Source organism: Teichococcus deserti (assembly GCF_001982615.1).
Classification (GTDB): Bacteria; Pseudomonadota; Alphaproteobacteria; order Acetobacterales; family Acetobacteraceae; genus Pseudoroseomonas; species Pseudoroseomonas deserti.
Map to the genome: position 1 here is coordinate 1 of NZ_MLCO01000035.1, position 11,166 is coordinate 11,166.

Sequence of the window (11,166 nt, forward strand, 5' to 3'; positions counted from 1 at the left end):
ATTTCTGCCTGCCGCTCGCGGCCGTGCGCGGCGTCGCGCGGCGGCCGGAGGGGCTGGTGCCGCTGCCGGGGGCGGATGCCGCCATGCTGGGCACCGTGGCGCTGGCGGCGGCGGGCGGGCGGAAGCTCCGGCCGCTGGTCTCGCTGCGGCGGCTGCTCGGGCTGCCGGGCGATGCGGCGGCGGGGGACCGGGTGATCCTGCTGGCGGTCGGCTGCGCCGAGCTGGCGCTGCCGGTCGATGCGCTGCGCGGCGTGGTGGCGCGGCCGGCGGCGGCGCTGAGCCCGGTGCCGCCGGTGCTGGCCCGGGCGGTGGCCGAGGCGCGGGTCGCCGGGCTGCTGCGGCTCGAGGATGGCGGCCTCGCCTCGCTGCTGGATCCCGGCCAGCTGGTCTCCGCCGCCACCCTGGCGGCGCTGCAGGCGGAGCAGGGGCCGGCCGCCCCGCCGGCCCGGGAGGACCGCGAGAGTCTGCTGCCCTTCCGGCTGGGGGCGGAGCGCTATGCGCTGCCGACGGCCGTCGTGCGCGCCGTGCTGCGCGCGCCGGCCGCGCTGGCGCCACTGCCGCGCGCCCCGGATTTCGTGGCCGGGCTGCTGAGCTGGCGCGGGGCGGCGCTGGCGGTGGTCGACCAGCGCCGCCGCTTCGGCCTGGCCGCCCGTCCTGGTCCCGGTTCTGGCGCTGGCTCTGGCGCCGGTTCTGGCCCGGGTCCTGGCCCGGGTCCTGGCCGCGGCCGGCTGCTGGTGCTGGAGGTGGCCGGCATCGTCTTCGCGCTGGCCGTCGACGCGGTGGAGCCGATCGCCGCCTGGCCCGCTGCCGCGCTGCGCCTGGCGCCGCCGGGCCTGCCGGCGCTGTTCGACCGGGTGGCGCTGACGGCGGATGACGGCGCCGTGCTGCTGCTGGACCCGGCGACGCTGCTGGCCGAGGCCGAGCGCGACCTGCTGGCCGCCCTGCCGCGCGGGGCGCGCGCGCCATGATCCGGCTGCTGGTGGTGGATGACTCTGCCCTGCTGCGCCGGCTGATGCGGCAGATCTTCGAGGCCGAGGCGGATTTCGAGCTGGCCTTCGCCCGCGACGGGATCGAGGCGCTGGAGCAGCTGCACGGCTTCAAGCCGGATGTGGTAACCCTCGACCTGACCATGCCGCGGATGGACGGGCTCGAATGCCTGGACCGCATCATGGTCGAGCGGCCGAGCCGGGTGGTGATGCTCTCCTCCCTGACCGCCGCCGGGGCGGAGGAGACCCTGGAAGCCATGGCGCTGGGCGCCGTCGACTTCGTGCTGAAGCCGGCCGGGGCGCTGTCGCTGGCGCTCGCCGAATTCGCCCCCCGGGTGGTGGAGACGGTGCGCCGCGCCGCCGGCGCCCGGCTGCGCGCCAGCGCCCGCCTGGCCGAGCGGCTGCGCGCCCGCGCCGCCAGTCTGCCGCCACCGGTGCCGGTGCCGCGGCTGCATGCGGCGGCGCTGGCCGGCGAGCGCGGCTTCGCCGAAAGCCCGGCGGAAGGGCTGGTGCTGGTCGGCACCTCGACCGGCGGGCCGGCGGCGCTGGACGTGCTGCTGGCCGGGCTGCCGGCCGACTTTCCCTGGCCGGTGGTGATCGCCCAGCACATGCCGGCGACCTTCACCGGGCCGCTGGCGCGCCGGCTCGACCGGCAATGCGCGCTGCGCGTCACCGAGGTCTCCGGGCCGCAGCCGCTGCGCCCTGGCCAGGCCTATATCGGCCGCGGCGACGCCGACCTGCTGGTCGGCCGCCGCGCCGGCGGGCTGGTGGCGCTGGCCGCGCCCAGCGACCCGGCGCATCGCTGGCATCCGAGCGTCGACCGCATGGTCGACAGCGCGCTGGGCGTGCTGCCGCCGGCGGCGCTGATCGGCGTGCTGATGACCGGCATGGGCTATGACGGTGCCGCCGCCATGGGGCGGCTGCATGCCGGCGGCGGCCGCACCATTGCCGAGGCCGAGAGCAGCGCCGTGGTCTGGGGCATGCCCGGCGCCCTGGCCCAGTCCGGCGCGGCCTCGGCGGTGCTGCCGCTGCCCCGCATCGCCCCCCGCCTGCTGGAGTGGCTGGCATGAAGGCCGAGGATCAGGCGGGCGGCGCACCGCTGCTGACGGCCGAGGAGCTGCAGCGGCTCTGCGAGCTGGTCTACCGCCGCACCGGCATCGCCTATGGCGAGCCGAAGCGGGCTTATGTCGAGCGCCGCCTGGCCGAGCGCCTGGCCGCCACCGGCCAGCCCGGCTTCTCCGGCTACATGGCGCTGCTGCGCAGCTCCGGCGCCGAGGCCGAGCAGCTGATCAACAGCCTGACCGTCAACGAGACCTACTTCTACCGCGAGGAGCACCAGCTGCGCTGCCTGGCGCGCGACCTGCTGCCGGAGGTCATCCGGCGCCGCGGCCCGGGCGACCTGGTGCGGATCTGGTCGATGCCCTGCTCGACCGGCGAGGAGGCCTATTCCATCGCGCTCTGGCTGCTGGAGAACTGGCCGCTGGTCGATGCCTATCATGTCGAGATCGTCGGCTCCGACATCGACAGCCGGGCGCTGTCGGAGGCGCTGCGCGCCGAGTATGGCGAGCGCGCCCTGGCGCGGCTGCCGCCCTCGGTGCTGACCGATTACTTCGAGCCGGTGCGCGGCGGCGCGCGGCGGCTGATCCGCGACCTGCGCGAATCCGTCAGCTTCACCCAGGCCAACCTGGTGGATGCCGAGAGCATGGCCCGGCAGGGCGGCTTCGACGTGATCTTCTGCCGCAACGTGCTGATCTATTTCGACGAGGCCTCGCGCCGCCAGGCGGCCGGGCTGCTGTGGAACGCGCTGACGCCGGGCGGCTTCCTCTGCCTCGGCCACAGCGAGAGCATGGCGCGCATCTCCGACCGCTTCGCCATGCGCCGCTTCGAGGAGGCCGTGGTCTACCAGCGGCCACTGTCATGACGATGCGGAGCCTGACCGGGACGGGTATGACCGAGGACGGCATGGACGAGCTGCTGGCGCAGTTCCTGGTCGAGGCGCCGGAGCTGGCGCAGCAGCTGGCCGAGGCGCTGCTGGCGCTGGAGCGCATGCCCGGCCCCGGCCAGGCGCTGGACGCCGCCTTCCGCCATGCGCACACGCTGAAGGGCTCCGTGCAGCTCTTCGACCTGCCGCCGCTGGCCGGGCTTCTGCATGCCGCCGAGGACCTGCTGGGAGCCTTGCGTGCCGGCGACCGCGCGCCGGACGCCGCGGCGCTGGATGCGCTGATGGCCGCGGCCGGCGCGGTGGAAGGCTGGATCATGGGGCTGGCGCGCGACGGTGCCGGCATCGGCCTGCCCGCCGAGGCCGCGGCCCTGGGCGCCCGGCACGAGGCCGCGCTGCGCGCCCTGCTGGACGGCCCCGCCGTCCCGGCCGCGGCCGAGCCCGCCGCGGCGCTGGCCTGGCTGCCCGCCCTGCTGGCGGAGGCCGCCGACCCGCTGGCCGAGGCGCGCTCCGGCAGCCAGCCGGTCACCGCGCTGCACTACCGCCCGGCGGCCGACTGCTTCTTCCTGGGCGACGATCCCTTCGGCCTGCTGCGGCGGCTGCCCGGGCTGATCGCGCTGCGCGTCACGCCGCGCGCCGCCTGGGATCTGGAGAGTTTCGATCCCTTCGCCTGCAACCTGGATTTCGCCGCCCTCAGCACCGCGGCGCCGGAGGCGCTGCGCCAGCACATGCGCTTCGTCGCCGACCAGGTGGAATGGGCCGGCGTCGCCGCCGCCGAGCCGCCGGCCAGCCCGACCGTCGCCGCCACCCGCGATCCCGGCCAGCGCCTGCTGCGGGTTGAGGCGGCGCGGATCGACGGCATGATGGACATGGTGGCCGAGCTGGTGGTGGCGAAGACCGGGCTGGCCGGGCTGGCGCGCGAGGCGGGCGGGCCCGCGACCCCGCTCGGCCGCTCGCTGGCGGCGCGCGGGGCGGAGATCGACCGGCTGGTGGCGGGGCTGCACCGCGCCGTGCTCGGGCTGCGCCTGGTGCCGCTGGCCCAGGCCTTCCGCCGCCTGCCGCGGCTGGCGCGGGAGTTGTCGGCGCAGCTGGGCAAGCCGGTCGCGCTGCAGATCGAGGGCGAGGAGGTCGAGGCCGACAAGTCGGTGGTCGACGCCCTGGCCGAACCGCTGCTGCATCTGCTGCGCAACGCCCTCGACCACGGTGTCGAGCCGCCCGAGGCGCGCCGCGCGGCGGGCAAGTCCGAGGCCGGGCGCATCACCCTCTCGGCCCGCCGCCAGGGCGACCAGATCCAGGTGACGCTGGAGGATGACGGCGCCGGCCTGGACACGGCGAAGCTGCGCCGCGTCGCCGGCGAACGCGGGCTGCTGCCGCCGGCCGAGCTGGACGCGCTGGACGAGGCGGCGGCGATGGCGCTGATCTTCCGCGCCGGCTTCTCCACCGCGGCGGCGGTCACCGGCATTTCCGGCCGCGGTGTCGGCATGGATGCGGTGCGCGCCGCCATCGAGGCGCTGGGCGGCCGCGTCTCGGTCGCCAGCCGCCCCGGCCAGGGCACCAGCTTCCGCCTGACCCTGCCGCGCGCCACGGTGATCACCCGCGTCGTCCTGCTGCGGCTGGGCGAGGCCCGCTTCGGCGTGCCGATCGAGGCAGTGGCCGAGACGCTGCGCCTGCCGGAGGCGGCGATCACCCGCCTGGCCGAGGGCGAGGCCTTCGTGCTGCGCGGCCGGGCGCTGCCGCTGCTGCGGCTGTCCGACCTGCTCGGCCTGCCGGCGGCGCCGGCCGGCACCGAGAGAAGGATCCTCGTGACGGCGGGGCCGGCACCCTGTGGCATCGCGGTCGACGGCTTCGCCGAGCGGCTGGACGTCATGCTGCGGCCGATGGGCGGGCTGCTGGCCGGGCTGCCGGGCGCGCTGGGCACGGCGCTGCTGGGCGACGGCGTGGTGCTGGTGGTGCTCGACCTGGACGAGCTGGCCGGCGGCGCCGCCGCGCCCCTGCCGGAGGCGGCCCTGTCATGAGCATCGCCCTGGAAGACGGCCGGCTGCGTCTCGCCGGCGATTGCGGCGTCGAGGAGGCCGAGACCTTCCTGTCGATGCTGCAGCAGCATCCGGGGCTGGCGGTCGACCTGGCCGAGGTCGCCGCGCTGCACACGGCGCTGCTGCAGGTGCTGCTGGCCTTCCGCCCGCCGCTGGCCGCGGCCCCGGGCGAGCCGGGGCTGGCGCGGCTGCTGCTGCCGCTGCTCGGGCGCTGAGCCGTGGCGCCCCGCCGCAGACACCGCCGCGCCCAGGCCTTGCGCTGCAACCCTGGCGGGGCTTGCGTATTGCTCGCGGTGATGAGCATGCCCGCCGCGCGTCCCCGATCCTCTTTCCGTCCCTCTGTCTGACAGCCCGCCGGAGCATCCCACCCCATGGCGACCACGATCCTGATCGTCGATGACAGCAAGCTGGCCCGCATCGTCGCCGGCAAGGCGGTCGCCGCGCTGCAGCCGGACTGGTCGCGCGTCGAGGCCGGCAATGCCGAGGAGGCGCTGGCCCGGCTGGAGCAGGGCGGCATCGACCTGGCGCTGCTCGACTTCAACATGCCCGGCCAGGACGGGCTGGCGCTGGCCGGCGAGATCCGCGCCCGCCTGCCGGAGCTGCCGATCGCCATCATCACCGCCAATGTGCAGGACGAGATCATCGCCCGGGCGCGCGCCATCAATGCCAGCTTCGTCGCCAAGCCGGTGACCGAGGAGGCGCTGCGCGGCTTCCTCTCGGGGGCCGCCCTGCGCCTCAGAAAGCGCGGCTGATGCCTGCCAGCGCGCCTGCCGGCCTGGATCTCAGCGAGCTCGAGCGCGACGCGCTGACCGAGCTGGTCAATATCGGCGTCAGCCGCGCCGCCGCCTCGCTGCGCAAGATGGTGGGCCGCCAGGTGCTGCTCTCGGTGCCGGAGGCCGAGGTGGTCAGCCGCCGCACCGCCGCCCGGCTGATCGGCCAGCGCGAGGCCGAGACCCTGGTCGCGGTGCGCCAGGACTTCTCCGGCGCCTTCTCCGGCCGGGCGCTGCTGATCTTCCCCGAGGGCCGCAGCCTGGAGCTGGTGCGCGCCGTGGTCGGCGAGGCGCTGGGCGAGGCCGAGATGCGCGGCCTCGAGGACGAGGCGCTGGCCGAGACGGGCAATGTCATCCTCAACGGCTGCCTGGCCACCATGGCCAACATGCTGCGCGAGTCGCTGACCATGTCGCTGCCCGAGGTGCTGCGCGGCGACGGCAGCCTGCTGTTCGAGCTGGAGCAGGAGGAGGCGGCGGACGGGCTGGTGCTGTTCCTCTACATCAACTTCGCCGTGCTGGAGCGCGACATCCATGGCTATATCGCCATGCTGATGGACCTGCCCTCGCTCGCCGCGCTGAAGCTGCTGGTCGGCGACTTCATCGCCCGCGTCATGGGCCCCGATGGCGAGGAGGCGGGGGATGCCGGCTGAGCTGCTCGACCGCTCCCCGGCCGCCGAGGCGCGGCTGGCGGAGATCCTGGCGACCTCCGGCGCCGCCGCCTGGGACTGGCAGGTCGGCGACGGCACGGTGCAGGGCGGCTGGCTGCAGGGCGACGCCCGCTTCGCCGCGCTGCATGGGATCAGCGCCGCCGAGGCCGCGGCCGGCCTGCCCAGCGGCCGCTTCTTCCGCATCATCCACCCGGCCGACCGCGCCCGCATCCAGCTTGGCGTCGGCGCCGTGCTGCTGGGCGCCGAGGTCTTCTCCAAGGAGTTCCGCATCCTGCTGCCGGAGGGCGGGCTGCGCTGGGTGCATGGGCGCGGCCGCTGCCACTATGACGCGGCCGAGCAGCCGCTGCGCTTCACCGGCGTGCTGGTCGACATCACCGAGCAGAAGCGGGTCGAGGAGCAGCTGCGCATCGCCCAGAGCGCCGGCGGCGTCGGCACCTTCGAGCATCGCCAGGACTTCGCGACCGCCAGCGTCTCGGCGCAGTTCTGCCGGCTGCTCGGCCTGCATCCGGCGCGCGACCTGTCGGTCCGCGGCATCAACGCCCTGGTGCTGCCGGGCGACCCGCCGATCATCGACCTCGAGGCGGTGACCGGCTCGGCCGCCGCCGAGCTGCGGGTGGCCCGCGCCGATGACGGCGCCATCCGCTGGCTGGCCCGCCGCGGCGAGTACCTGCCCGACGCCGAGACTGCGGGGCTCCGCTTCAGCGGCGTGATCTACGACATCACCGAGGCCAAGCGCATCGAGGACGAGCTGCGCCGGCTGAACCAGGCGCTGGAGACCCGCGTCGACGCGCGCACCCGCGAGCGCGACCGCATCTGGCAGCAGACGCCCGACTTCTACCTGGTCTTTGGCGCCGACGGGCTGGTCCAGGCGGGCAACCCGGCCTGGCAGGCCGAGCTCGGGCTGGAGCCGGTGGTCCTGATCGGCCGGCCGGTGGCCAGCCTGTTCCAGGCCGAAGACCGCCCGGCCCTGGCTGCGGCGCTGGGCCGGCTGGTGGCCGGCGGCCGCGTGGCGCAGCTCGATGCGCATCTCGCCATCGCGCCCGAGGGCGAGCCGCACCGCGCCCCGCGGCTCTGCAGCTGGACCATTACTGCCGATGCCGGGGTCTTCGTCGCCTCCGGCCGCGACATCACCGAGCGCGCGCGCCTCGAGGAGCAGCTGCGGCAGAGCCAGAAGATGGAGGCGGTCGGCCAGCTGACCGGCGGCCTGGCGCATGACTTCAACAACCTGCTGACCGGCGTCACCGGCAGCCTGGAGCTGCTGCAGATCCGCGTCAGCCAGGGGCGGCTGGGCGAGCTGGACCGCTTCATCGGCGCGGCCCAGGGCGCGGCGAACCGGGCCGCCGCGCTGACCCACCGGCTGCTGGCCTTCTCGCGCCGGCAGACGCTGGACCCGAAGACTGTGCGCCCCAACCGGCTGATCGCCGGCATGGAGGAGCTGGTGCAGCGCACCGTGGGCCCGGCCATCGACCTGCGCGCCGAGCTGGCGCCCGACCTCTGGCCGATCCTCTGCGATCCGAACCAGCTGGAGAACGCGCTGCTCAACCTCTGCATCAACGCGCGCGACGCCATGCCGGAGGGCGGCCGGCTGACCATCCGCACCGCCAATCTGGAGCTGGACGAGCGCGCCGGGCTGGGCCGCGACCTGGCCCCCGGCCCCTATGTCTCGATCAGCGTCAGCGATACCGGCACCGGCATGACGCCGGAGGTCATGGCGCGCGCCTTCGACCCGTTCTTCACCACCAAGCCGCTGGGGCAGGGCACCGGGCTCGGCCTGTCGATGATCTACGGCTTCGCCAAGCAGTCGGGCGGGCAGGTGCGGATCCGCTCGGCGCCGGGGCAGGGCACGGTGTTGACCATCGACCTGCCGCGCCACTGGCAGGAGGGCGAGGAGGAGGCGGGCGAGGGCGCAGTCCCCCCGCCGCGCGCCGAGGAAGGCCAGGCGGTGCTGGTGGTCGACGACGAGCCCACGGTGCGGATGCTGGTGGTCGAGGTGCTGCGCGAGCTGGGCTACACCGCCATCGAGGCCGCCGACGGCGCCGAGGGGCTGGCGGTGCTGCAGTCGCCGCGGCGGATCGACCTGCTGATCAGCGATGTCGGCCTGCCGGGGGGGATGAACGGGCGGCAGATGGCCGATGCCATGCGGCCGCACCGCCCGAAGCTGCCGGTGCTGTTCATCACCGGCTATGCCGAGAGCAGCCTGGCCGGCGGCGCGGCGCTGGAGCCTGGGATGCAGATCCTGACCAAGCCCTTCGCCATGGAGGCGCTGGCGACGCGGATCAAGGCGATCCTGGATCCGGCGGGGTCAGCCTAGCTTCTGGAACTTCCTGACGAGGCGGTCGCGCTTCAGCCGCGACAGGCGCTGGGTCCAGAAGATGCCGTCGAGCTGGTCGATCTCGTGCTGGTGGCAGATGGCGTGCAGGCCCTCTGCCGCCTCCTCGGCAGGCGTGCCGTCGAGCTGCTGGTAGGCGATGCGGACCGCCGCCGCGCGCTCCACCTGCTCGCTGACGCCGGGCATGCAGACGCTGCCCTCCAGATGGGTGATGCGGGCGTCGGAGGCCCAGAGCAGCCGCGGATTGGCGTAGAAGCGGGGGGCTTCCCAGCCCTCCAGCTCCAGCACCACCAGCCGGGTCGGGATGCCCAGGTGGCAGGCGGTGATGCCGATGCCGGGGGCGGCGCGCATGGTCTCCAGCACGTCCTGCGCCAGGGCGGCCAGCGCCTCGTCGAAACGCTCGACGGGGGCGGCGGCCTGGCGCAGGCGCGGATCGGGGAAGCGGAGCAGGGGACGGATGGTCATCGGCCCCGCTTCTAGGCTGCCGCGGTCAGGCGAGGAAGACGTCGTCGAAGCAGGCATGCACCCCGGTGCCGAGCTGCACGGCGTTGTTCAGCCGCTTGTCGGTGACCGAGGGATAGTTGACCTCGACCACCCAGAGCAGCGGCATGTCCTCCACCAGGATCTTTTGCACGTCGCTGAAGGCGGTGCGCCGTTCCGCCTCGGTTGCCGCGGTGCGCGCCTTGGCGAACAGCTCGTCGACCTTCGGGTTCGAATAGCCCGCCGTGTTGGTGAACAGGATCTTCTGGATATTCGAAGAAACATAGGAGCGTTCGACGCCCAGCGTCGGGTCGCCATACTGGTAGAGCACATTCGACGTCGCCTCATAGTCCCAGTTGGCGATGCGCGCGGCCCAGGTGCCGGCATCGGTGGATTCCAGCGTCACCTCGAAGCCGATCTGCCGCATGGCCTGGCGGAAATACTCACCCATGCGGGTCCAGATCTCGCCATAAGGCGGGATGACGTATTTGAAGGCGCCGCGCATGCCCTGGCCATTCGGCTTCAGCCCGGCCTCGTCCAGCAGGGCGCGGGCCTTGGCGACATCGAAGGGGGCGAGCTTGGCAGTGGCGTCGTGGAAGCGGGTGGTGGAGGCGACCGGGCCGGTCGCCGGCTTGCCCAGGCCGAACCACAACCGGTTGACGATGAAGCTGCGGTCCAGCGCCATCGACATGGCCTGGCGGACCCGGCGGTCGTCGAAAGGCTTCACGCGATGGTTCAGTTCGAACCAGAACAACGGGGAAAAATATTCCCAGCCCTTGGTGGTGACGTTCAGATTGGGCGCCTGGCGCAGCGCCGGGATGTCGAAGGGCTCGATATCGGTTGCCGTGGTCAGCTGCACCTGGCCGCTTTCGATCGCCAGCCGCCGGCTTTGCCCGTCCGGGATGACGCGCCAGAGGATGCCGTCCAGATAGGGCTGCTGCGGCTTCCAGTAGTCGGCGAAGCGCTCCATCTTGATGAAGTTGCCGCGCTGCCATTCGACGAAGCGGAAGGGCCCGGTGCCGACCGGCTTCGCATTCGCCGGGTTCGACCGGATGTCGCCGCCCTCATAGACATGCTTGGCCACGATCGGCAGCGCGGTCGCGTCGAAGCACAGCAGGAAGGGCTGGAAGGCCTGCTTCAGCACGAAGCGCACGGTCAGCGGGTCGGGCGCGGTGGCTTCGGCGATGCCGGCGATGACGCCGCGCAGGCGCGGGGCGATCTCGCGGTTGAAGGTCATCACCGAATAGAGGACATCCTCGGCGGTGAAGGGGCGGCCGTCATGCCACTTCACGTTCTCCTGCAGGCGGAAGACGTATTCCAGCCCGTCGGGGCTGACCGTCCAGCTTTTCGCCAGCTCCGGCAGCGGCTCCAGGCTGGGCGAGAACTTCAGCAGCCCCTGGGTGATCTTGGTGCCGCAGATCAGGGTCGGCGTCTGGTTGTTGACGCCGATCTGCAGGATCGGCGGCTCCGGGTTCAGGATGACGTTCAGCGTGCCGCCGCGCTTGGGCTGGATGCCCTGGGCCAGGGCCTCGCTGGCCGAGAGCAGCAGGGGCGCCGTGCCCATGCCTGCGAGCAGGTGGCGACGTGTGATGGTCATCCGAGCCTCTCCAACGCTGATGCGTTGTCGAGGCTAGGATGAAACCGCGCCTGCGGGGAAGCGGCTACAGGCTCATCAGGCTGGCATTGCCGCCGGCGGCGGCGGTGTTGGTGCTGGTGGCGCGCTCGGTCATCAGCAGCTCGGCCGGGTAGAGCCCGCCGTCGCGCAGCGCCAGCAACGGGCGTATCGGGCCCGGTTCCTGCGCCAGCGCGGCGTTGAGCACCTGCAGCGCGGCGGCATCGCCCTCGAAGAGCACGGCGTCGGAAGGCGACCCTGCCGGCGCCAGCAGGGTGGCCAGCGCCGGGGGGAGGGCTGGCTCTTATAAACATCCCCGAGCCCACGAGACTAGCGCCCAACGCGGAAG

The 11,166-nt window shown here is 73.6% G+C and carries 11 protein-coding genes; 8 read left to right on the forward strand and 3 right to left on the reverse strand.

From position 1 onward, the window contains the following. The 8 genes from BKE38_RS05405 to BKE38_RS05440 all read left to right on the forward strand — a co-directional run. A partial coding sequence (locus BKE38_RS05405; protein ID WP_076956346.1) for a chemotaxis protein CheW occupies window positions 1-968 on the forward strand: 968 nt, incomplete at its 5' end. Next, complete coding sequence (cheB, locus tag BKE38_RS05410; RefSeq protein WP_076956347.1) at window positions 965-2,056, forward strand: chemotaxis-specific protein-glutamate methyltransferase CheB; 1,092 nt, start codon at window positions 965-967, stop codon at window positions 2,054-2,056. The genes BKE38_RS05405 and cheB, both read left to right, overlap by 4 nt. Then, window positions 2,053-2,907, forward strand: coding sequence for a CheR family methyltransferase (locus BKE38_RS05415; protein ID WP_076956348.1), 855 nt, complete (start codon window positions 2,053-2,055; stop codon window positions 2,905-2,907). The genes cheB and BKE38_RS05415 overlap by 4 nt, the downstream gene beginning before the upstream one ends. Then, window positions 2,904-4,940: a chemotaxis protein CheA gene (locus BKE38_RS05420; protein WP_207553498.1), complete on the forward strand. Its 2,037-nt coding sequence runs from the start codon at window positions 2,904-2,906 to the stop codon at window positions 4,938-4,940. Before BKE38_RS05415 ends, BKE38_RS05420 begins: the two co-directional genes overlap by 4 nt. Continuing rightward, complete coding sequence (locus BKE38_RS05425) at window positions 4,937-5,173, forward strand: hypothetical protein (RefSeq protein WP_076956349.1); 237 nt, start codon at window positions 4,937-4,939, stop codon at window positions 5,171-5,173. Before BKE38_RS05420 ends, BKE38_RS05425 begins: the two co-directional genes overlap by 4 nt. 156 nt (window positions 5,174-5,329) lie before the next feature. Next, complete coding sequence (locus BKE38_RS05430; protein WP_076956350.1) at window positions 5,330-5,710, forward strand: response regulator; 381 nt, start codon at window positions 5,330-5,332, stop codon at window positions 5,708-5,710. Next, window positions 5,710-6,378, forward strand: a complete 669-nt coding sequence (locus BKE38_RS05435) for a chemotaxis protein CheX (protein WP_076956351.1) — start codon at window positions 5,710-5,712, stop codon at window positions 6,376-6,378. Before BKE38_RS05430 ends, BKE38_RS05435 begins: the two co-directional genes overlap by 1 nt. Next, a complete protein-coding gene (locus BKE38_RS05440; protein ID WP_207553499.1) occupies window positions 6,368-8,707 on the forward strand; it encodes a PAS domain S-box protein in 2,340 nt (779 codons plus the stop codon). The genes BKE38_RS05435 and BKE38_RS05440 overlap by 11 nt, the downstream gene beginning before the upstream one ends. Here BKE38_RS05440 and BKE38_RS05445 read toward each other — a convergent pair. The 3 genes from BKE38_RS05445 to BKE38_RS05455 form a co-directional block, all read right to left on the reverse strand. After that, on the reverse strand, window positions 8,699-9,190 hold the full coding sequence (locus BKE38_RS05445; RefSeq protein WP_076956353.1) for a peptide deformylase: 492 nt from the start codon (window positions 9,188-9,190) through the stop codon (window positions 8,699-8,701). The genes BKE38_RS05440 and BKE38_RS05445 overlap by 9 nt on opposite strands. Before the next feature lie 25 nt (window positions 9,191-9,215). Next, complete coding sequence (locus BKE38_RS05450; protein WP_076956354.1) at window positions 9,216-10,802, reverse strand: ABC transporter substrate-binding protein; 1,587 nt, start codon at window positions 10,800-10,802, stop codon at window positions 9,216-9,218. A 64-nt stretch (window positions 10,803-10,866) separates the two neighbouring features. Beyond that, window positions 10,867-11,058: a hypothetical protein gene (locus tag BKE38_RS05455; RefSeq protein WP_106409134.1), complete on the reverse strand. Its 192-nt coding sequence runs from the start codon at window positions 11,056-11,058 to the stop codon at window positions 10,867-10,869. Window positions 11,059-11,166 lie beyond the last annotated feature (108 nt).